General features: G+C 70.8%; 18 protein-coding genes. 15 read left to right on the forward strand and 3 right to left on the reverse strand.

The features are described 5' to 3' along the window. Positions 1-71: 71 nt before the first annotated feature. Positions 72-2,588 carry a cation-translocating P-type ATPase gene (locus ACOYR3_RS15065; RefSeq protein WP_422843165.1) on the forward strand — a complete coding sequence of 839 codons (2,517 nt, stop codon included), beginning with the start codon at positions 72-74 and terminating at the stop codon, positions 2,586-2,588. A gap of 106 nt (positions 2,589-2,694) precedes the next feature. Here ACOYR3_RS15065 and ACOYR3_RS15070 read toward each other — a convergent pair whose 3' ends face one another. Beyond that, positions 2,695-3,315 (reverse strand): TetR/AcrR family transcriptional regulator, encoded by a 621-nt coding sequence (locus ACOYR3_RS15070; protein WP_422843166.1) that lies wholly within the window; start codon positions 3,313-3,315, stop codon positions 2,695-2,697. A 128-nt stretch (positions 3,316-3,443) separates the two neighbouring features. Here ACOYR3_RS15070 and ACOYR3_RS15075 point away from each other — a divergent pair, with 128 nt between their 5' ends. The 5 genes from ACOYR3_RS15075 to ACOYR3_RS15095 all read left to right on the forward strand — a co-directional run bounded on the left by ACOYR3_RS15075 (position 3,444) and on the right by ACOYR3_RS15095 (position 9,603). Next, positions 3,444-4,277 carry a metal-dependent hydrolase gene (locus ACOYR3_RS15075; protein ID WP_422843167.1) on the forward strand — a complete coding sequence of 278 codons (834 nt, stop codon included), beginning with the start codon at positions 3,444-3,446 and terminating at the stop codon, positions 4,275-4,277. 160 nt (positions 4,278-4,437) lie between these two features. Then, positions 4,438-5,856 carry a TolC family protein gene (locus ACOYR3_RS15080; RefSeq protein ID WP_422843168.1) on the forward strand — a complete coding sequence of 473 codons (1,419 nt, stop codon included), beginning with the start codon at positions 4,438-4,440 and terminating at the stop codon, positions 5,854-5,856. 20 nt (positions 5,857-5,876) lie between these two features. Then, positions 5,877-6,863, forward strand: coding sequence for an HlyD family secretion protein (locus ACOYR3_RS15085; protein ID WP_422843169.1), 987 nt, complete (start codon positions 5,877-5,879; stop codon positions 6,861-6,863). A gap of 55 nt (positions 6,864-6,918) precedes the next feature. Further along, positions 6,919-8,091, forward strand: coding sequence for an ABC transporter permease (locus ACOYR3_RS15090; protein ID WP_422843170.1), 1,173 nt, complete (start codon positions 6,919-6,921; stop codon positions 8,089-8,091). 354 nt (positions 8,092-8,445) lie between these two features. Then, entirely contained in the window at positions 8,446-9,603 is a 1,158-nt protein-coding gene (locus tag ACOYR3_RS15095) for an ABC transporter permease (protein WP_422843171.1), read from the forward strand. 25 nt (positions 9,604-9,628) lie between these two features. On the opposite strand, the gene ACOYR3_RS15100 is transcribed toward ACOYR3_RS15095, so the two are convergent. Beyond that, positions 9,629-10,210 carry a DUF962 domain-containing protein gene (locus ACOYR3_RS15100; RefSeq protein ID WP_422843172.1) on the reverse strand — a complete coding sequence of 194 codons (582 nt, stop codon included), beginning with the start codon at positions 10,208-10,210 and terminating at the stop codon, positions 9,629-9,631. A 153-nt stretch (positions 10,211-10,363) separates the two neighbouring features. On the opposite strand from ACOYR3_RS15100, the gene ACOYR3_RS15105 reads away from it, so the two are divergent. The 5 genes from ACOYR3_RS15105 to ACOYR3_RS15125 all read left to right on the forward strand — a co-directional run bounded on the left by ACOYR3_RS15105 (position 10,364) and on the right by ACOYR3_RS15125 (position 15,418). Beyond that, positions 10,364-11,092, forward strand: a complete 729-nt coding sequence (locus tag ACOYR3_RS15105) for a Crp/Fnr family transcriptional regulator (RefSeq protein WP_422843173.1) — start codon at positions 10,364-10,366, stop codon at positions 11,090-11,092. A gap of 93 nt (positions 11,093-11,185) precedes the next feature. After that, positions 11,186-12,619, forward strand: coding sequence for an aldehyde dehydrogenase family protein (locus tag ACOYR3_RS15110; RefSeq protein WP_422843174.1), 1,434 nt, complete (start codon positions 11,186-11,188; stop codon positions 12,617-12,619). A 91-nt stretch (positions 12,620-12,710) separates the two neighbouring features. Then, on the forward strand, positions 12,711-13,322 hold the full coding sequence (locus tag ACOYR3_RS15115; RefSeq protein WP_422843175.1) for a DUF2889 domain-containing protein: 612 nt from the start codon (positions 12,711-12,713) through the stop codon (positions 13,320-13,322). Positions 13,323-13,372: 50 nt separating this feature from the next. After that, complete coding sequence (locus ACOYR3_RS15120; RefSeq protein ID WP_422843176.1) at positions 13,373-14,134, forward strand: SDR family oxidoreductase; 762 nt, start codon at positions 13,373-13,375, stop codon at positions 14,132-14,134. A gap of 558 nt (positions 14,135-14,692) precedes the next feature. After that, positions 14,693-15,418 carry a hypothetical protein gene (locus ACOYR3_RS15125; RefSeq protein WP_422843177.1) on the forward strand — a complete coding sequence of 242 codons (726 nt, stop codon included), beginning with the start codon at positions 14,693-14,695 and terminating at the stop codon, positions 15,416-15,418. Here ACOYR3_RS15125 and ACOYR3_RS15130 read toward each other — a convergent pair. Next, a complete protein-coding gene (locus tag ACOYR3_RS15130; protein WP_422843178.1) occupies positions 15,375-16,220 on the reverse strand; it encodes a type IV pili methyl-accepting chemotaxis transducer N-terminal domain-containing protein in 846 nt (281 codons plus the stop codon). The two genes, ACOYR3_RS15125 and ACOYR3_RS15130, sit on opposite strands and share 44 nt — an antisense overlap. Before the next feature lie 186 nt (positions 16,221-16,406). Here ACOYR3_RS15130 and moaA point away from each other — a divergent pair, with 186 nt between their 5' ends. The 4 genes from moaA to ACOYR3_RS15150 all read left to right on the forward strand — a co-directional run bounded on the left by moaA (position 16,407) and on the right by ACOYR3_RS15150 (position 20,219). After that, positions 16,407-17,543 (forward strand): GTP 3',8-cyclase MoaA, encoded by a 1,137-nt coding sequence (gene moaA / locus ACOYR3_RS15135; protein WP_422843179.1) that lies wholly within the window; start codon positions 16,407-16,409, stop codon positions 17,541-17,543. 155 nt (positions 17,544-17,698) lie between these two features. Beyond that, positions 17,699-18,331, forward strand: a complete 633-nt coding sequence (mobA, locus tag ACOYR3_RS15140) for a molybdenum cofactor guanylyltransferase MobA (RefSeq protein ID WP_422843180.1) — start codon at positions 17,699-17,701, stop codon at positions 18,329-18,331. Positions 18,332-18,389: 58 nt separating this feature from the next. Further along, positions 18,390-19,745, forward strand: coding sequence for a molybdopterin molybdotransferase MoeA (locus ACOYR3_RS15145; protein WP_422843181.1), 1,356 nt, complete (start codon positions 18,390-18,392; stop codon positions 19,743-19,745). Positions 19,746-19,892: 147 nt separating this feature from the next. Beyond that, entirely contained in the window at positions 19,893-20,219 is a 327-nt protein-coding gene (locus ACOYR3_RS15150) for a thioredoxin family protein (protein WP_291485157.1), read from the forward strand. Positions 20,220-20,261 lie beyond the last annotated feature (42 nt).

Raw genomic sequence — 20,261 nt, forward strand, 5'->3', positions numbered from 1 at the left:
CCGGTGAGTCACAGGAGCGCCGCAGGCGGCACGGTATAACGGGTTCTTCCTCAGCCCGACGCCTTTTTTTCATGCCACCTTCCGACGCTCCCACCGGCCTGGACGCCGCCACCGCCGCGCAGCGCCTGCGGGCAGAGGGCCCCAACGACCTGGGCACCAGCCAGCGCCGCACGCTGCGCGCCATGGCCTGGGACGTGGTGCGCGAGCCCATGTTCCTGCTGCTGCTGGGCGCTGGCGGCATCTACCTGGCCATGGGTGACGCGCACGAAGCACTGATCCTGCTGGGCTTTGTGGTGGTGATCATGGCCATCACCGTGCTGCAGGAGCGGCGCACCGACAACGCCCTCACCGCCCTGCGCGATCTCTCCAGCCCCCGCGCGCTGGTACTGCGCGGCGGCGCCCCCGTGCGCATCGCGGGCCGCGAGGTGGTGCGCGAAGACCTGCTGCTCCTGGCCGAGGGCGACCGCATCGCGGCCGACGGCACGCTGGTGCAGGCGCACGAGCTGGCCACCAACGAGTCGATGCTGACCGGCGAGTCCGAGCCCGTGGCGAAACAGCCGGGCCAGGCCGTGTTTGCGGGCACGCTGGTGGTCAGCGGCCAGGGGCTGGTGCGGGTCAGCGCCGTGGGCCGCCGCACCGAGCTGGGCCGCATCGGCCAGTCGCTGGACACCGTGGCGCTGCAGGCCTCGCCGCTGCGCGAGGAGATGGCACGGCTCACGCGCCGCCTGGTGTTCGTGGGCCTGGCGCTGTGCGCGCTGCTCGTGGTGCTGTTCTGGGCGCTGCGCGGCGATGCGCTGCAGGCGGTGCTGGCCGGCATCACCCTGGCCATGGGCATCCTGCCGCAGGAGCTGCCCGTGATCATGATCGTGTTCCTGGCGCTGGCCGCGCGGCGGCTGGCCGCGCAGCAGGTGCTGACCCGCCGGCTCAACGCCGTCGAAACCCTGGGGCAGACCAGCGTGCTGTGCGTGGACAAGACCGGCACGCTTACCCAGAACCGCATGGCCGTGGCCGCCCTGTGCATCGCGGAGCACGAACTGGACACCCAGGCCCTGGCCGCCGACAGCCTGCCCGAAGCCTTCCACGAACTGCTGGAATACGCCGTGCTGGCCAGCGAGATCGACCCGCACGACCCCATGGAGCAGGCCTTCCACCGCATGGCGGCGGAGCACCTGCGCGACACCGAGCACCTGCACCCCGAATGGCTGCTGGCGCGCGAATACGAGCTCTCGCCCCAGCTCCTGGCCATGAGCCACCTCTGGCGCGATGGCGGCGCGGCCGAAGACACCGTGGCCGCCAAGGGCGCGCCCGAGGCCGTGGCCGACCTGTGCCACCTGCCCGCTGCCGAGCACGCCGCTGTCAGCGCGCAGGCCGCGCGCCTGGCCGACCGCGGCCTGCGCGTACTGGGTGTGGCCAAGGCGCGGCACCCCTCCGGGCAGGAGTGGCCCGGCCTGCAGCACGACTTTGCGTTCGAATGGCTGGGCCTGGTGGGCCTGGCCGACCCGCTGCGCCCCGAGGTGCCCGAGGCCATTGCCCAGTGCCACCAGGCGGGCATCCGCGTGGTGATGATCACCGGCGACCACCCGCGCACCGCACGCGCCATTGCGGCCCAGGCGGGCATTGCCCACGAGCGCGTCGTGACCGGTGACGCCATGGCCGCCATGCCCCCCGCAGCGCTCGCCGACGCCGTGCGCCAGGTCAGCGTGTTTGCCCGCATCAAGCCGCACCAGAAGCTGGCCCTGGTCGAAGCCTTGCAGGCCCAGGGCGAGGTGGTGGCCATGACGGGCGACGGCGTGAACGATGCGCCCGCGCTCAAGGCGGCCCACATCGGCATCGCCATGGGCCAGCGCGGCACCGACGTGGCGCGCGAAGCAGCCGCCCTGGTGCTGCTGCACGACAACTTCGCCGCCATCGTGCAGGCGGTGCACCGCGGCCGGCAGACGTTTGCCAACCTGCGCCAGGCCATGATCTACACGCTGGCGGTGCACGTGCCCATCATCGGCCTGGCGCTGCTGCCGGTGCTGTTCGGCTGGCCGCTGGTGCTGGCGCCGCTGCACATCGCGTTTCTGGAACTGGTGATCGACCCCGCCTGCTCCATCGTTTTCGAGGCCGAGGGCGCCGCCGCAAACCTCATGCAGCGCCCGCCGCGCCGCGCCGACGAGCCCCTGCTGCCGGGCCGCCTGCTGGGCTTGAGCCTGCTGCAGGGCTGCGCCGTGACGGCCGCCGTGGTGGGCCTCTACGCGGCGCTGCTGGGCCGGGGCGAGCCCCCGGGCCTGGCCAGCGCCGCCGCGTTTGCCGTGCTGGTGGCGGGCAACGCCGCGCTCATCCTGCCCAGCCGCAGCGGCGCGGCCAGCGGCTGGCGCAGCCTGTGGCAGGGCCTCACCCCCGTGAGCCTGTGGGTGCTGGGCGGCACCCTGGCGGCGCTCACGGCCATCACCACGGTGCCCTGGCTTGCGGGCGCCTTCAAGTTCCTGCCGCTGTCGCCCGCGCAGTGGCTGGGCGCCGTGGGCACCGGGCTGGCGCTGGTGACCGTGTTCGAAGCCGCCAAGCGCTGGGCATGGCCAAGGACGCCGGCGGACCAGGCCCCGTAGTCTGCCTCCTTGCACTTGAAAAATCCGTTCGGGCTGCGCCTGTCGAAGCCTTGCGCGGCGCTTGGACAGTGCTCAGCGTGAACGGTTCAGGTGGATGAATGCCGGCCTAAAACTCCGCCGAAATAGCCGCGCGCAGCAGCGCGCTGGCGGGCTCCACCAGGCTTTGCAGGTCGCCCACGCGTTCCTGCTCGATGGCCTGCAGCACCATCTCGTTGATGCCGCCCACCACGGCCATGGCCATGGCGGGTTGCAGCGGCTTCTTGCGCAGACGCTCGCCGGGGCGGTTGTTCACCACGTCCAGCATCAGGTCCACCAGCTGCTGGTTGGCGCGCCGCCGTGCGGCCAGGCCCGGAGCGCCCAGGCCCAGGATCTCGATGAACAGGGTGCGCAGCAGCACGGGATTGCGCGAGAGCACGCCCAGGTAGGCGCCCATGGCCTGCTCCACCTGGGCCTGCCAGGCGCTGTGCGGATCGATGGCCGCGCGCAGCACGGCAATGGCGCTGCCGCTGGCCACCTCGTACAGCGCGATCAGGCAACCGGCCTTGTCGGCAAAGTGTTCGTAGAACGTTCGGCGCGACACGCTGGCCTCGCGCACGATGTCGGCAATGGTGGTGTCGGCATAGCCCTTGGTGGCCACGGCGCGGGCCATGCCGTCCAGCAGGCGGGCGCGGTGCTCCGCACCCGCACCGGTGCCCGGGGTGGCCTCTTCTTCAGCAACAGCAGTCATCGCACCCAAAGTTCGTGATTTCCATCAAGGTACTTGACAGTACCACACCTGGCCTGCATCATTCAAACCCACCCGGTACTACAACGTACCACCCCAATCCGCATGCCGTCCGCCACCGGAGCCCCCCCATGACCGAACTTGTCGTCCGACGCCTGCTGATCGACCTGGAGACGCCGTTCGCACGCCGCTGGTGCGGTGGCGATGCGTTTCGCACGGCGCTGTTCAACGCCCTGTCCATGAGCTTTCCGGTCGGCGAGCAGTTTTTCATTGATGCGGTGCGCGCCGGCCACAAGGCGCTGCCGCCCGAGAAGCAGGCGCAGTTTGCCGACGAAGTGCGCGGCTTCATCGGCCAGGAGGCCACGCACCGCCGCCTTCACGCCCTGTTCAACGGCCACCTGGAACGCCAGGGCCTCGTCAACGCCTGGGCGCCGCGCGCGCAGGAGCGCATGAAGCTCTTCGAGGGCGCCGACCCGCGCCACCCGCTGGCCGTGACGGCGGCCAACGAGCACTTCACCGCGCTGCTGGCCGAATGGCTGCTGGCCCACCCGGACGTGCTGCAGGGCGCCGAGCCCCGCCTGGCCACGATGTGGCAGTGGCACTGCGCCGAAGAGGCCGAGCACAAGAACACCGCGTTCGACCTGTACCAGGCGCTGGGCGGCAGCCACGAATGGCGCGTCACCTGGTTCCGCCGCATCACCTGGGTCTTCCTGGGCGACGTGCTGCGCCAGACGGTGAGCAACCTGCGCCGCGACGGCGCCCTGTGGCAGTGGCGCACCTGGGCCAGCGCGGCGCGCACCCTGTTCGGCCAAGGCGGCCTGGTGCGCGAGACCTGGAAGCCCTGGCGCCAGTACCTGCAGCCCGGCTTCCACCCTAGCCAGCACGGCAGCGACCGCTCCGAGCGCTGGCTGGAGGAGCACCGCGATGCCTACAGCCGCGTGAGCCCCGCCGCGGGGGCGCACTGAACGGGCGCCCGCCCGCAGGGCCCGCACGGAAGGCCGGCATTTCGCGGCCCGGCGCTGGCGCCCTTTGACCCTTGCAGCCCGTCCTGCTACAACGCCCCATTCCTCTGCCCCGAACCCTGTTGCCGGCATTGCTGGCGCGCAAGACCTCCACCGCTGAACCATGAGCTTTTTTCCCACGCGCCGGCGCAGCCGCCGGGCAGGCGCTGCCCTGCTATGCCTTGCCGCCGCCACCGCCGTGCCCGCACGGGCAGAGCCGCTGGCCTTTGATGCCGCGCTGCAGCAGCTGCAGCAGCGCTCGGACCACCTGGCCGCGTCGCGCTACGCGGTGGAAAGCGCGCAGCTGCGCCGCGACGCCATGCAGCGCCTGGGCGGGCCTGTCGTGAACCTGAGCGGGGCGGCCTACACCTACAACGCCAACCTGGATGTGGACCTGAACCCGCTCAACCGCCTGCTGCCGGGCGTGCTGTCGCAACTGCCGGCGCCGCTGGCGGGGTCGCTGGCGCAGATGCCGCACCTGCCGTCCAGCTACACGCTCAACCGCAGCAAGAGCGACACCACGGCCTCCGTGTCGGCCGTGTGGCCCATCTACCTGGGCGGCGCCACGCAAGCGGCGCGCGGCCTGCTGGACGCGCAGACCCAGGAAACCAGCGCCGACGCTGAGAAGACCCGCGACGAGGTGACCACCCTGCTGGTGCAGCGCTACTTCGGCGCCCAGCTGGCCGAGCGCGCGGCCGCGCTGCGCGAGGCAGCGCTCGCCACCATCGAGCAGCACGACGCGGCGGCGCAGAAGATGCTGGATGCCGGCGTGATCGCCCGCGTGGATCGCCTGCAGGCCCGCACCGCCCTGGAAGAGGCCCGCCGCAACGCCCGCAAGGCCCGCGACGACGCCGAGCTGGCGGCCACTGCCCTCACGCGCACGCTCAAGGCCGGCGACCGCGTCACGCCCACCAGCCCGCTGTTCGTGCTGAACGGGCCCGTGGAGCCCCTGCCCTACTTCATCGACACCGCGCTGGCGCGGCACCCGGGCCTGGCCAAGGTGGCCGCCAAGAAGGAACAGGCCACGCAGCTGCACGCCGCGCAGGAGGCACTGCGCAAGCCCCAGGTGTTCGCCTTCGGCCAGCGCCAGCTCAAGACCGGCCGCGACGCCGACTGGGTGGCCGGCGTGGGCGTGCGCTGGACGCTGTGGGACTCCATCGACCGCGACACGCTGGCCGAATCGTCCAACCGCCAGATCGAGCAGGCCGAGCGCACCGGCGCCCAGGCGCGCAACGACATCGCCCTGCTGGTGGAAAAGCGCTGGCTGGCGCTGGAGCAGGCGCGCCGCGCCTACCTGGCCCAGGCCCCCAGCCTGGAGCTGGCCGACGAGGTGCTGAAGCTGCGCACCGCAGGTCTCAAGGCCGGCACCAGCACCACGCTGGATTTGATCGACGCGCAAGTGAACCAGGCCAAGGCCCAGACCGAACGCGCCCAGGCCGCGCACGACTACGTGAAGGCCCTGGCCGACCTGCTGGAGGCCTGCGGCCTGTCGGAAGACTTTGGCAAATACATGGCGCGTGCCGACGTGGTGCGGGTGGAATGATGAGTGAAGGCAGAACAGACATGAGCAAGAACAACAGCAAAAAAGCAGCCGTCCTCGGCACCGCGGCCTTCGTCGCCGTCGCAGGCTTTGTGGGCTTCGGCCTGTGGAAGGCCTCGCAGCCTGCGCCCGAACTCTTCCAGGGCCAGATGGAAGCGCAGGAGGCCGACATCGCCCCCAAGGTCACAGCGCGCATCGCCCAGATCCTGGTGAAGGAAGGCGACCAGATCGCCGTGGGCGCGCCGCTGATCCGCATGGACAGCCCCGAGGTGAAGGCCAAGCTGGCCCAGGCCACGGCCGCGCAGGAGGCCGCCCAGGCCGTGGCCGCCAAGGCCGAGAGCGGCGCCCGCCCGCAGGAGGTGGAGATGGCCCGCCTGAACTGGCAGCGCGCCGTGGCCGCGGCCGACCTGGCGGAGTCGTCCTTCAAGCGCGTGGACGGCCTGGCCCGCGACGGCCTGGTGGCCGCGCAAAAGCGCGACGAGGCCGAGGCCAACTTCAAGGCCTCGCGCGACCAGGCGCTGGCGGCCAAGGCGCAGTACGACCTGGCCCGCTCGGGCGCCCGGGCCGAAGACCGCTCGGCCGCCAGCGCCCAGGCGCGCCAGGTGGCCGGCATGGTGGCCGAGGTGGAGGCCGCCCAGGCCGAGACCGAGCTCAAGAGCCCCGTGGCCGGCGAAGTGGCCAAGGTGCTGGCCCGCACCGGCGAGCTCTCGCCCCAGGGCGTGGCCGTGGTCACGGTGGTGGACCTGAAGGACCAGTGGGTGGTGCTGAACGTGCGCGAAGACCGCCTGGAGCGCTTTGCCATCGGCAAGGAATTCGAGGCCACGCTGCCTGCGCTGGGCGGCAAGGCCGTGAAGTTCAAGGTCTACCACACCGGCGTGCTGCCCGACTTTGCCACCTGGCGCGCCACGCGCGCGGGCCAGGGCTTTGACGCCCGCACGTTTGAAGTGCGCGCGCGCCCGGCGGCCCCCATCGAGGGCGCACGCCCTGGCATGACGGTGCTAGTCCAGTAATCCGGCTCTCAAACAAAAAGTGCCTCCAGCGCTTATGTGACAAGCGCGAGCAGCTATGAATTCAATAGTCAACAGCTTCCGCCGCGAGGCCCGCCGCCTGGCCGCCGACCCGTGGGACCTGGCCATGGTCACCTGGGTGCCGCTGCTGGGCGTGGCGCTCTTGTGGTGGATCTTCTCGGCCGGCCTGCCGCGGCACCTGGCCGTGGGTGTGGTGGACGATGACCACTCCAGCCTGTCGCGCCAGCTGGTGCGCATGCTGGACGCCACGCCCGGCATGCAGGTCCGCCGGGAGTTCACCAACACGGCCGAGGCCGAGCGCGCCTTGCGCGCCGTGGAGGTCTATGCCGTGGTTGCCATCCCGCGCGACTTTGCGCGCACCGTGAAGCAAGGCCGCGCCGCCCAGGTCACGCTGCTGCACAATGCGCAGATGGGCACGCATTCGGGCCTGCTGCAGCGCGACGTGCGCGCCGCCGTGGGCACGCTGTCGGCCGGCATCGAGATGGCCGCGCGCAACAAGCGCGGCGAAAGCGCCCAGGCCGTGCACGTGAGCATGGAGCCCATCCAGACGCAGACAGTGGCGCTGTTCAACGTGTCCAGCAACTACGAGCAGTTTCTGGGCGCGGCGCTCATCCCGGCACTGCTGCACATCCTGGCCATGACCGCCGGCGCCTGGACGGTGGGCCGCGAGCTGCGCGACCGCACCCTGGGCGCGTGGCTGGGCGCGGGCGGCTTCGCGCCCGTTGCGGGCGCCCTGCTGGGCAAGCTGGCCCTGCCCTGGGCCACGCTCACGCTCACGGGCCTGCTGGCGCTGGTGGGCATCACCTGGGGCCGGGGCTGGCATCCGCCGGGCAACCTGGCGTGGGTGGCGTGCGCGCTGGCGCTGCTGGTGGCCGTATCGCTCGCCGCCGGGGCGGCGCTGGCGGCACTCACCCGCTCGCTGCGCACGGCCTTGTCGGGCGCAGGGTTCTTTGCGGCGCCGGCATTCGCGTTCAGCGGCGTGGCGTTTCCGCTGGCCGGCATGCCCGCCAGCGCCCGCGCCTGGGCCGAGGCCATGCCGTTCACGCACTACATCCGGCTGCAGATCGAGCAGCTGCAGATGGGGGCGCCGGTGGCCACCAGCGCGTCCACCATGGCGGGATTGCTCACCGCCGCCGCGGTGCTCTGGCTGGTGGCAGCCCTCGGGCTGCGCAGTGCCGCCCACCACCCTGCCACCTGGGGAGGCCGCTGAGATGGCGAGGAAGCACGGCGGGCCGAGGGCGGCCCCCTCTCCCCAACCCTCTCCCGCGAGGGGCGAGGGGGCAATGCCTGCGGGCCCGCAGACGGTTGTAGCGACCACAAAGCCCCTTCCCCCTCGCGGCGAGGGGTTGGAGCCAAGGGGCAATGCCTGCGCGCCCCGCAAACGACGGACACGCCCCCAAAGCCCCTCCCCCCTCGCGGGGGAGGGGTTGGGGAGAGGGGGCAGCCGTGCCCTAGCCGCACCCGCCACCTGCCCCCTCTGCCCAACCCTCTCCCACCAGGGGAGAGGGGGTGAAACCCCAGCTCCGCGCGCAAGGCACGCGGCGCGCAGCCATCGAAAGCTGAAATGACGGCCCCGGATCCACACTCTGCTCCGCCCAGCCTGCTGCACGCCTGGCTCGCCGCCCTGGCCGCCGTGGCGCGCGACAAGGGCGTTCTGCTGCTGCTCATCGGCGCGCCCGTGCTCTACGGCTTCTTCTACCCCTGGTTCTATGCCGACGAGGTGCTCACCCATGTGCCGGTGGCCGTGGTGGACCTGGACCACACCAGCCTGTCGCGCCAGATTACGCGGTTCGCCGATGCCGATCCGCGCATCGCGGTGCGCCTGGTCACCGGCAGCGAGCGCGAGGCGCAGGAGGCCCTGTGGCGCGGCGAGATCGAGGGCTATGCGGTGATCCCCGCCGGGCTCAAGCGCAACGTGGTGCGCGGCGAGAGCGCCGTGGTCAGCATCGAGGCCAATGGTGCCTACGCGCTGCTCAACAAGGCCGTGCAGTTCGGCTTTGCCGAGGCCGTGGGCACCGCATCGGCGGCGGTCGAGATCCGCAAGCTGCAGGCGGGCGGCCAGAGCGCGCCGCAGGCCCGCGCCAGCCGCGCCCCGGTGCAGTTGCAAGCGGTGGCGCTGTTCAACCCCACCGAGGGCTACGGCAGCTTCGTGGTGCCCGCCGTGGCGCTGCTCATCCTGCAGCAGACGCTGCTCATGGGCGCCGCGCTGCTGGCCGGCACCTGGGTGGAGGCCGGACAGCACCGCGCCAGCGCCACCACCTGGCTGGGCCGGCTGCTGGCGCTGTGCACGCTGGGCTGGGCCAGCGGCCTGTTCTACTTTGGCTGGATCTTCGTGCTGCACGACTACCCGCGCGGCGGCAACCCGCTGGGGGCGCTGGCGCTGCTGGCCTGCTATGTGCCCGCGGTGGCCGCGATGGGTTCGCTGCTGGGGCTGTGGTTCGGCAACCGCGAGCGGGCGCTGCAGGTGCTGCTGTGGACTACGCTGCCCATCGCCTTCGTCGCGGGCTTCTCGTGGCCGGTGGAGGCCCTGCCCCAGCCGCTGCAGTGGCTGCGCTGGCTGCTGCCCAGCACCTCGGGCGTGCAGGCCTCGCTGCGGCTGAACCAGCTGGGGGCGCCGCTCTTGGCCGCCCTGCCCTACCTGTGCGCGCTGGTGGCGCTGTGCGCGGCGTGCACCGTGGCGGTGCTGGCAAAGGCGCGGCCTGTCAACGCAGCGGCGCGGTGAGCCGCGCCGCGGGCGGACCGTGGCTTCATTGCGGATGGGCGGCCGCCTGCGCGCCCGTGCGCAGGCGCACCGGGCCGCTGCGCTGCTCGACGGCGGCCTGCACTTCCTTGCGCAGGCCCAGCGCAAACGCCCATTCAGCCACTACAAAGAGCGGGCCGACGATCAGGCCCACCAGGTCGTCCACGAAGGCGGGCTTGCGGCCCTCGTAGTAGTGGCCCACGAACTGGATCACCCAGCCCACCACGAACAGGCCGACGCCCGCGCCCAGCCACACGGCCAGGGTCTGCACGGCCAGGGTCTGCACGGCCAGGGTCTGCACGGCCAGGGTCTGCACGGCCAGCCACTGCGCCACGGCCAGCATGGCGGCCAGCAGCCCGGCCATGGCCAGGCCAAAGCGCGCGTCCAGGCGGAAGTAGAAGAGGCAGGCCGCCAGCGCACAGAACAACGCCGGGCTTAGCGGCAGGCCGCCCACCGTCCACACGGGGCGCGACAGCAGCAGCACCACGGCGAACATGATCATGGGCACGCCCACGAAATGCGTGTGGATATTGCGCGGGTCGCGGTGGTAGTCGGCGTACTGCGAGAGATGATCGATCAGGGTTTTCATGGGTGTCTCCGGCAATGGTTTTGAGCAGGATCAAATGTGGCGCCGCGCGCCCGCCAGCGTCTGTCGGACACACGACAAAACGCCGGCAACAGCGCCCCCTTACGCCCCCTTACGCCCACTTGCGCTCCCTCGCCCCATAGCACAAACCCCACAGTGACCACCCTCACCCCCGCCGCCCTCCCTGCTACCGAGGCGTTCCTGCCCATTCTTCAGACGGGCCGCTGGTTTGCCCAGCTGCCGCCCGACTTTGCCCAGGCGCTGGTGGCGATGGGCCAGCCGCGCCAGCTGCAGGCGGGCGAGGTGCTGTTCCTGCGCGGCGACGCGCCCTGCGGCCTGTACGCCGTGGTGCGCGGTGCCGTGAGCATCTCGGGCACCGGCGGGCGGGCCGACGAGGCGCGCGCGGCGCTGCTGATCCGGCTGGAGCCGCCGCACTGGTTTGGCGAGATCTCGGTGTTCGACAACTCCGCCCGCACGCACGACGCGCACGCCACCGAGCCCACCACGCTGCTGCAGGTGCCGCACGAACGGCTGCAGCAATGGCTGCAGGCCCACCCGCAGCACTGGCACGCGCTGGCCCTGCTGCTCACCGACAAGCTGCGCTCGGCCTTCGTGGCCATGGAAGAGCTGGCGCTGCTGCCGGCGCCGCAGCGCCTGGCCCGCCGCCTGGTGATGATGGCCGAGGGCTACGGGCAGTGGACGGCCGGGGGCCGCTCGCGGCGGGTGATCGGCATCTCGCAGGAGCAGCTCTCGCTGATGCTGGCCATCTCGCGCCAGACCACCAACCAGATCTTGAAGGACCTGGAGGCGCGCCAGCTGGTGCGCGTGCAGCGCGGCGAGGTGGAAATACTGGACCTGGCGGCCCTGCGCGCGGCATGCTATTAAAACAATAGCTACCAGCGCTTTTTGCATAAGCGCCAGAGGCCGATTTCATTCAAATACTAAGCACACATTTCATTTACAGGCACAATCACGGCCATGCAACTGAACTTCATTGCCAACGCTTCCGTTCCGTCCGCCTCGGGCCGCACGATCCCGGTGATCGACCCGTCCGACGGCCAGCCGTTTGACGAGATCCAGCGCAGCAACGCCGACGACATCGACGCGGCCGTGCACGCGGCGCGCCAGTGCTACCACGCGGTGTGGCAAAAGCTGGCCCCGGTGGAGCGCGGCCGGCTGCTGCAAAAGCTCTCGGCCAAGATCCTGGAGCATGCGGACGAGCTGACGGCACTGGAGCAGCGCGACTGCGGCAAGCCCACCAAGCAGGCCCGCGCAGATGCGATCGCGCTGGCGCGCTACTTCGAGTTCTACGCTGGTGCGTGCGACAAGTTCCACGGCGAGACCATTCCCTACCCCGACGGCTACAGCGTGCTCACCTGGCGCGAGCCCCACGGCGTCACGGGCCATGTGATCCCCTGGAACTACCCCATGCAGATCTTCGGCCGCAGCGTGGGCGGCGCCCTGGCGGCGGGCAACGTGTGCGTGGTCAAGCCCGCGGAAGACGCCTGCCTGTCGCTGATACGCGTGGCGCAGCTGGCGGCCGAGGTGGGCTTTCCCTCGGGCGCGCTCAACATCGTCACCGGCTACGGCCACGAGGTGGGCGACGCGCTGGCGCGCCACCCCGGCATCGACCACATCAGCTTCACCGGCAGCCCCAAGATCGGCACGCTGATCCAGCAGGTGGCGGCAGAGCGCCACTGCCCCGTCACGCTGGAGCTGGGTGGCAAAAGCCCGCAGATCATCTTTGCCGACGCCGACCTGGACGCCGCCATCCCCGTGGTCATCAACGCCATCGTGCAGAACGCCGGGCAGACCTGTTCGGCCGGCTCGCGCGTGCTGATCGACTCGCTGATCTACGAACCGCTGCTGGAGCGCCTGGGCAAGGCCTTTGAAAGGCTGCGCGTGGGCCCCGCCGCCATGGACCTGGACGTGGGCCCGCTGATCCGCCAGACGCAGCAGCAGCGCGTGTGGGACTTCCTCTCTGACGCACAGGTCGCAGGCATCCCCATGGTGGCCCAGGGCGTGGTGGTGGACGAAGCCCCCGAGACCGGCTACTACCAGGCCCCCACGCTGCTGCGCGACGTGCCGGTGCAGCACCGCCTGGCGCAGGAGGAAGTCTTCGGCCCCGTGCTGTCGGCCATGGCCTTCCAGGACGAAGACCACGCCGTGGAGCTGGCCAACGCCACCCCATTCGGCCTGGTGGCCGGCGTGTGGACGCGCGACGGCGCCCGCCAGTTCCGCATGGCCAAGCGGGTGCACAGCGGCCAGGTGTTCATCAACAACTACGGCGCGGCCGGCGGCGTGGAGCTGCCGTTCGGCGGCGTCAAGTCCAGCGGCTACGGGCGCGAAAAGGGGTTCGAGGCGCTGTACGGCTTCACCACCTTGAAAACCGTTGCCATCAAGTACGGCTGAAGGAGCACGGCAGGGTGTCTCGCCCGCGCACGACGGCGCAGGCGGGCCCCGCTAACCTTGGCTGCTTCTGCACGACGATTTTTCTTTTGCCATGCCCCTGAGCCCCCCCGCCGCCCGCACCCTGAAGCACGTCCGCCGGGTGAACTACCAGGGCTTTGAACGCGACGATGGCCTGTGGGACATCGAAGGCGAGCTGCACGACAGCAAGGCCTACGACGCCGCATCGTTCCGCGACCCCAGCCAGCAGCGCCTGGCGGGCGAGGCCATCCACCACATGTGGCTGCGGGTGACCGTGAACCGCCAGCTGGTGGTGCAGGCCATTGATGTGGCCATGGATTCGCACCCCCTGAAGGGCTGCACCGAGGCCCAGGCGGCCCTGCAGCGCATGGTGGGCTGCAGCATGGCGCACGGCTGGCGGCACGCCATCCAGAAGCACCTGGGCGGCGTGGCCAGCTGCACGCACCTGCGCGAGCTGTTGTTCAACCTGGCCACGGCCGCTTTTCAGTCGGTGCCTGCGGTGTTTGCTTCTGCCCACCCGGATGAGCCGCCGCGCCATCTGGGCCAGTGCACAGGGTGGGACTTCCACGGCCAGGGCGTGAAGGAGTTCTTCCCCCAGTTCTACGGCCGTGTGCCGCAGGCGGCCAGGGCCACAGAACAAGCTGCAGCTGCAGAAAATTTAGCCAAATCGGCCTCTGGCGCTTGATGGTCAAGCGCCAGCAGCTATCAATTTTGAGTCATCCAAGGAGCCATCCCATGCGCGTGCAGAACAAATCCATCATCGTCACCGGCGCCGGCAACGGCATTGGCGAGGGCATTGCCAAGCGCCTGGCCGCCGAGGGCGGCCAGGTCATCGTCAACGACATCAACGAAGCCGGCGGCCAGCGCGTGGTGGCCGAGATCACGGCCGCGGGCGGCACGGCCGCCTTCTTCAAGGCCGACGTGACGAAGTCCGCCGAGGTCCAGGCCCTGGTGGAAAAGGCCGTGCAGCTGTACGGCCGCCTGGACGTGGTGGTGAACAACGCCGGCTGGACGCACCGCAACCGACCCATGCTGGAAGTGAGCGAGGAAGAGTTCGACAAGGTCTATGCCATCAACATGAAGAGCATTTACCTCTCGGCCATCCACGCCGTGCCCGAACTGCGCCGCGCGGGGGGCGGCAGCATCATCAACATCGCCTCCACCGCCGGCCTGCGCCCCCGCCCGGGCCTGACCTGGTACAACGGCTCCAAGGGCGCGGTCATCATCACCAGCAAGTCCATGGCCGCCGAGCTGGGCCCCGACAACATCCGCGTGAACTGCATCAACCCCGTATTCAACCCCGACACGGGCCTGGCCGCCGACTTTGCTGGCGGCCCCATCGACGAGGCGCGCCGCGCCAAGTTCCTGGCCACCATCCCGCTGGGCCGCTTCTCCACCGCGCTGGACGTGGCCAACGCCGCGCTCTACCTGGCCAGCGACGAGGCAGCCTTCATCAGCGGCGTGTGCATCGAGGTGGACGGGGCGCGCTGCGTGTAAGGGCACCTGTTTCAACGCCAGCGGCCCAACCAACCCAGGCCGGCGGCCCAACCCACCCCGCCAATCCGCACCGTGGCAGTGCGGATTGGTTTGACGCCCTCGGGCCGGCGGCCTAGAGTGCCGCCGATGGTTGTGCCGCCGATGTTTACAAGCCCCGCCACGCCCGCCAGAGCCACCGCGCTGCCGCGCCGCGCCGGACGCTGGCAGAAGGCACTCCAGGCCGGTGATCGCGCGCTCGTCCCCGTCTGCACCCTCGCTGCAGATTCCTGAGCCCGGCGACACCCTTCCCCTCCGCATTCTTTTTTCGCGCACCTCCTGTCGCCGGGCCCTCGCCCAGCGCCAGCTTGCGCCTTGGTGACCCCAGGGCGCGACTTCAGGAGTGCCCATGCCCCCGTTTCCTTCGGGCGAGATACCGCCCGCCCCCTGCGCGCCCGCGGGCCGCGCCATCATTCACCCCGCAGAGGCTCCTGGCCCGGTCCGCTCCCTCCGCATCTGCGCCGGCCAACGGGCCGCAGGGTTGCCAAGCGGCTGCAGCACCGCCAGCGCGGAGAACGCACCATGACGGCCGGGGTGTGCCCCGCAGGCCTTCTTCCACACCGCACGGCCGGCATGCCGCCGCGCCAGGACGGCACCAGCGCTTGGCGCGCCCGGCTGCGTGCGCTGGGCGGCCTGCTGGCCGAACTGCGCATCGACGTGGACCTGTCGGGCCGCGACATCCAGCGCGAGTTCGATGCCTTGCACGAACGCCTGCGCTCCAACCACCGCGCCCGCGATGCGATGCGCCCGCTGCCCTTGCCCCTGCACGGCCTGGAGCTGCGCATGCGCGAGGCCGACGGCGAGTATTTTGTGTACGCCATCGACCCGCGGCTCCAGCGGATCGTGGCATACACGGTGTTCAGCCGGCTGGTCGAAGTGGACCGCGCCACCGACCGCCACCTGCGCGCGCCCCACACCCGGGTGGCGGATGGGTACCGCCGCCAGGGCATCGCGTCGGCAATCTACCGCTGGTGGCTGGCCTCCGGCCGCAGCCTCATCACCGGCGCACGCCAGTCAGCGGGCGCCCACGGGCTGTGGATGGCCCTGGCGCGCGACCACGAACTGGCGGCGGTGCGCATCGACGCCCGCAAGCGCCTGGCGCAGCTGACGCTGCCGCCGCCGGCAGGCTTCTTTGGTGCGCTGGACACCCGCCTGGTGCTGGTGGGGCGCGACTGCCGGCTGGCGGACTTTGCCCAGCCGCCTGTCAGCCCAGCACTTCCCGCAGGGCCGCCTCGTACAGGCTGGTGAGCTTGTCCATCACCGTCAGCAGGCGCTCGCTGGTGGTGGCCACGGCGCTCAGCCCCTGCTCGTCGGCGGGGCGGCGCAGGGCCGATTCGAAGAACAGCCACTGCGATCCCGCCAGTTCCAGCTCGTTGCGGATGGCCGCGGTGGACACGGGGGTGGCACCCAGGGTCTGCAGCGCCTGGCGGAAGTCGGCCGCATCGGCGGCCAGCTGGGCTTGCACGATCTTGGACTGCGCCTTGGCTGCGGTGAGGAAGTAGTTCTTGGCCAGCCGCTGCGACAGCATGCGCTGGCGGCCGGCCAGGCTCACCAGGCGGGCACTGGGCGCCTGCGCCAGTTTCTCGATGGCTTCGGTCACCGCCTGGGCGATGAGCAGCGTGCGGTCGGCCTGCTCGGACGCCGCCACCACCGCCGCCGTTGCCGTGGCGGGCGTGGACGTCATCTGGTTGAGCAGGGCAAACTGCTTTTGCACCTCTTGCAGCTGCCGCCCCACTTCGGCGGGCCACTGGCCGGACTGCATGCCCTTGGCCAGCTCGGTGCTGCCCACCTGGACCATCTTGCGCGCCAGGCCCATCACGTCCACCGCCGCGCTGGGCAGCACCTGCAGGTACTGCTGGCAGTAGGCCTTGGCCATGCGCTGCGACAGCGCCCGGAACCAGCCGGCGTAGTTGATGGCCCCCGACAAGCCCATTTGCGCCTGGGCGCCGGTGGCCCAGGTGGGCAGCAGCACGCTGGCCGCCACCCATTGCACCGCCGTGCGGCGCTGGCATGTCGCGCCCAGCACCGGTACGTCGCGCATTTCCTGCATGTTGTTCTCCTGAAACGAGGTGCGCCATTGTTGCGGCGCAGCACCGGGCCCTGGCTGCGCCATGTCAAAGGCCGCTCCTGCGCCCTCGGCGGCCTTCCGCTCCCGCTGCGCATAACTTGACCGCGATCAACTTTCCCCATGGGGTCTTGTCCCTGCCGGAAGGGGCCATGCGGCAAAATCCGGGGCATGTCCGAACGTGTGATTCCCCTGGTGGACCAACGCCTTGCCGCCCTGGCGGCGCAGGTGCCCGCGCATGCCGCCGCGCCCACCGGTGTGCTCGCCGACACCCTGGGCCGCCCGCTGCGCGACCTGCGCATCAGCGTCACCGACCGCTGCAACTTCCGCTGCAACTACTGCATGCCCAAGGAAGTGTTCGACAAGGACTACCCCTACCTGCCGCACGGCGCGCTCTTGAGCTTTGAGGAGATCACGCGGCTGGCGCGGCTCTTCCTGGCGCACGGCGTGCGCAAGATCCGCCTCACGGGCGGCGAGCCCCTGCTGCGCAAGAACCTGGAAGAGCTGGTGGCCCAACTGGCCCAGCTGCGTACGGTGGACGGCGTGGCGCCCGACCTCACGCTGACCACCAACGGATCGCTGCTGGCGCGCAAGGCCCAGGCCCTCAAGGATGCGGGGCTGAACCGCGTGACCGTGAGCCTGGACGGCCTGGACGACGCCGTGTTCCGCCGCATGAACGACGTGGACTTTCCGGTGGCCGACGTGCTGGCCGGCATCGAGGCGGCACAGGCAGCCGGGCTGTCGCAGATCAAGGTGAACATGGTGGTCAAGCGCGGCACCAACGAGCACGAGATCCTGCCCATGGCGCGGCACTTCCGCGGCACGGGCACCACGCTGCGCTTCATCGAATACATGGACGTGGGCGCCACCAACGGCTGGCGCATGGACGAGGTGCTGCCCTCGGCCGAACTCATCGAACGCCTGCGCGCCGAACTGCCCCTGGTGCAGCTGGACCCGAGCAGCCCCGGCGAAACGGCCGAGCGCTGGGGTTACACCAACGCGGCGGGGCACTACGACCCGGCGCTCGGCGAGATCGGCGTGATCAGCAGCGTGACCCAGGCCTTCTGCCGCGACTGCAACCGCGCCCGCCTGTCCACCGAGGGCAAGCTGTACCTGTGCCTGTTTGCCACGCAGGGCTACGACCTGCGCACCCTGCTGCGCGGCGGCGCCAGCGACGACTCCATTGCCGCCGCCATCGCCCCCATCTGGCAGCAGCGCAGCGACCGGTATTCGGAGCTGCGGGGCAGCCTGCCGGCCGACGAATCGCGCGGCGTGCGCCGCGTCGAGATGAGCTACATCGGCGGATAGCAAGTGACACCTCCCCCTGAGTCGCCTTCGGCGTCTTCCCCCTCCTCTCGCGCTGCGCGCGGGAAGGGGGACGCAGCCCCCCGCTGCGGGGCGGCCCTTGCTTGGCTGCCCGGGCCTGGGCAGCGCTCGCTGCAGGGGCCATCACCTTTCAAAACATGATTGACACCCAAGACATTACCGGCCTGGTCCTCGCCGGGGGCCGCGGCTCCCGCATGGGCGGGGTGGACAAGGGCCTACAGAACTTTCGCGGCATTCCGCTGGCGCTGCACACGCTGATGCGGCTGCAGATGCAGACCGGCAGCGTGATGATCAACGCCAACCGCAACCTGGCCGCCTACGAAGCGTTTGGCGCACCGGTGTGGCCCGACGTGCTGGCCGACTATGCCGGACCCCTGGCAGGCTTTCTGACGGGGCTGGAGCGCTGCGAGACGCCGTGGCTGCTGACGGTGCCCTGCGACACCCCGCTCTTCCCCCTGGATCTGGCGGCGAGGCTGGCCGCGGCGGCCGAGCGCGAGCAGGCCCCTATCGCCATGGCCGCCGCCCCGGAGGACGACGGCACGGGCCGCACCACCGTGCGCCCGCAGCCCGTGTTCTGCCTGCTGCGCGTGGAGCTGCTGGAAAGCCTGGTCGCCTTCACGCAGGCCGGCGGCCGCAAGATCGACGCCTGGACGGGCCAGCACCGCTGCGCCCTCGTGCCCTTCGACCAGCCGGGCGACGATCCGCAGGCCTTCTTCAACGCCAACACCCTGGCCGAGCTGCAGGCGCTGGAAGGTGCCGCTTCGCAATGACCCGGGCGGGCCACCGGTCTGCCGCCGCCCACACCACCGCCCTACTTCGCCTATCTCCATGAAGACCATTGCCCAGATCGCCGCCGAGCTGCAAGGCTACGACCCGCAGGCCCTGCGTGCGGACGATGTGAACGCCTTTTTGCACCACCTGGTGGAGCCCGTGCGCGCCACCGAGGAGCTGCCCCTGTTCAGCGCCCTGGGCCGCGTGCTCGCGCGCGACGTGGTGTCGCCCGTGAGCGTTCCGCCGCACGACAACTCGGCCATGGACGGCTATGCCTTCGCCGGCGCCCAGCTGGTGCCGGGCCAGCCCCTCACGCTGCGCGTGGTGGGCACAGCGCTGGCCGGCAAGGCCTGGGCGGGCACGGTGGGCGCGGGCGAGTGCGTGAAGATCATGACCGGCGCCATCATGCCCGCGGGGCTGGACACCGTGGTGCCGCAGGAGTTCACCACGGCCGCCGCCGAGGGCCATGTCACCATCGCCCCCGATGTGCTGCGCCCAGGCGACAACCGCCGCTTCAAGGGCGAGGACCTGATGGAAGGCGGCGTGGCGCTGGCCCAGGGCGCGCTGCTCACGCCTGCCGCGCTGGGCCTGGTGGCCAGCCTGGGCCTGCCCACCGTGACCGTGTTCCGCCGCCTGCGCGTGGCGTACTTCTCCACCGGCGACGAGATCCTGAGCCTGGGCGAGCCGCCGTGCGAGGGCGCGGTGTACGACAGCAACCGCTACACCGTGTTTGGCCTGCTGACCCGCCTGGGCGTGGAGGTGGTGGACCTGGGCGTGGTGCGCGATGAGCCCGCGCAGCTGGAGGCCGCCTTCCGCGCGGCCGCCGGGCGGGCCGACGCCATCATCACCAGCGGCGGCGTGAGCGTGGGCGAGGCCGACCACACCCGCACGATGATGAAGCAGTTGGGCGACGTGGCCTTCTGGCGCATTGCCATGCGCCCGGGCCGGCCCATGGCCGTAGGGCGCATTGCGGGGGTGCCATCCCAAGCAAAATCAGCCTCTAGCGTAGATACAGCAAGCGCCAACAGCTATCAAAATGATAGTAATCGCACACCCGGCGGCGCCGTGCTATTCGGCCTGCCCGGCAACCCGGTGGCGGTGATGGTGACCTTTCTGGCGTTTGTGCGCCCGGCCCTGCTGCGCATGATGGGCTGCTCGCACCCCGCGCCGCCCCTGCTGCGGGCCACCTGCACCGAGGCGCTGCGCAAGAAGCCCGGCCGCACCGAGTACCAGCGCGGCTGGGTCACCACGGCCGCCGACGGCACGCTGCAGGTGCGCACCACGGGCAACCAGGGCTCGGGCGTGCTCAGCTCCATGGTGCAGGCCAACGGGCTCATCGTGCTGCACCACGGCCAGGGCAACGTGGCGGCGGGCGACGGCGTGGACGTGATGATGTTTGACGGAATGATCTGACGTGGCCCCGGGCGGGCGCCCGTCACCGCCGGCGGCGGGGTTTTTGGTAAGGTCAAGCCCAGCACTTCCGCGCAAACCTAACCTGCCTGACGCGCCCCGCACCTCGGCTTGGTCCGCGCCGCCGTCGGCTTCACACCTCTGCACGCCATGCCCTACTCCGCCCAGCACCTTGCCCAGCCCCCTTCCCGCGACGATGTGGACCGCCTGCCCGGCGCCACGGTGGTCGAATTCGGCACGCCCTGGTGCGGCCATTGCCAGCGGGCCCAGCCGCTGATCGAGGCCGCCTTGAAGGACCAGGCCGGCGTGGCCCACGTCAAGGTCGAGGACGGCCCGGGCCAGCGCCTGGGCCGCAGCTTCGGCGTCAAGCTCTGGCCCACGCTGGTGTTCCTGAAAAACGGGCAGGAAGTGCAGCGCCTGGTGCGCCCGCAGGACGGCCAGGCGCTGCAGGAGGCCGTGCAGGCCCTGTCTGCCTAAGAACGTGTTTACGGTCTAAGCCTCCCCGCGACGAAAAAAATA

The sequence above is a fragment of the Acidovorax sp. M2(2025) genome (assembly GCF_049330835.1).
Classification (GTDB): Bacteria; Pseudomonadota; Gammaproteobacteria; order Burkholderiales; family Burkholderiaceae_C; genus Acidovorax.

Coding starts and splice junctions, on each gene's coding strand:
- ACOYR3_RS15125 (WP_422843177.1), top strand. CDS start 14,693: ATGACGGCCGGGGTGTGCCCCGCAGGCCTTCTTCCACACCGCACGGCC.
- ACOYR3_RS15090 (WP_422843170.1), top strand. CDS start 6,919: ATGAATTCAATAGTCAACAGCTTCCGCCGCGAGGCCCGCCGCCTGGCC.
- ACOYR3_RS15110 (WP_422843174.1), top strand. CDS start 11,186: ATGCAACTGAACTTCATTGCCAACGCTTCCGTTCCGTCCGCCTCGGGC.
- ACOYR3_RS15115 (WP_422843175.1), top strand. CDS start 12,711: ATGCCCCTGAGCCCCCCCGCCGCCCGCACCCTGAAGCACGTCCGCCGG.
- ACOYR3_RS15100 (WP_422843172.1), bottom strand. CDS start 10,210: ATGAAAACCCTGATCGATCATCTCTCGCAGTACGCCGACTACCACCGC.
- ACOYR3_RS15065 (WP_422843165.1), top strand. CDS start 72: ATGCCACCTTCCGACGCTCCCACCGGCCTGGACGCCGCCACCGCCGCG.
- moaA (WP_422843179.1), top strand. CDS start 16,407: ATGTCCGAACGTGTGATTCCCCTGGTGGACCAACGCCTTGCCGCCCTG.
- ACOYR3_RS15095 (WP_422843171.1), top strand. CDS start 8,446: ATGACGGCCCCGGATCCACACTCTGCTCCGCCCAGCCTGCTGCACGCC.
- mobA (WP_422843180.1), top strand. CDS start 17,699: ATGATTGACACCCAAGACATTACCGGCCTGGTCCTCGCCGGGGGCCGC.
- ACOYR3_RS15150 (WP_291485157.1), top strand. CDS start 19,893: ATGCCCTACTCCGCCCAGCACCTTGCCCAGCCCCCTTCCCGCGACGAT.
- ACOYR3_RS15145 (WP_422843181.1), top strand. CDS start 18,390: ATGAAGACCATTGCCCAGATCGCCGCCGAGCTGCAAGGCTACGACCCG.
- ACOYR3_RS15070 (WP_422843166.1), bottom strand. CDS start 3,315: ATGACTGCTGTTGCTGAAGAAGAGGCCACCCCGGGCACCGGTGCGGGT.
- ACOYR3_RS15085 (WP_422843169.1), top strand. CDS start 5,877: ATGAGCAAGAACAACAGCAAAAAAGCAGCCGTCCTCGGCACCGCGGCC.
- ACOYR3_RS15080 (WP_422843168.1), top strand. CDS start 4,438: ATGAGCTTTTTTCCCACGCGCCGGCGCAGCCGCCGGGCAGGCGCTGCC.
- ACOYR3_RS15075 (WP_422843167.1), top strand. CDS start 3,444: ATGACCGAACTTGTCGTCCGACGCCTGCTGATCGACCTGGAGACGCCG.
- ACOYR3_RS15130 (WP_422843178.1), bottom strand. CDS start 16,220: ATGCAGGAAATGCGCGACGTACCGGTGCTGGGCGCGACATGCCAGCGC.
- ACOYR3_RS15120 (WP_422843176.1), top strand. CDS start 13,373: ATGCGCGTGCAGAACAAATCCATCATCGTCACCGGCGCCGGCAACGGC.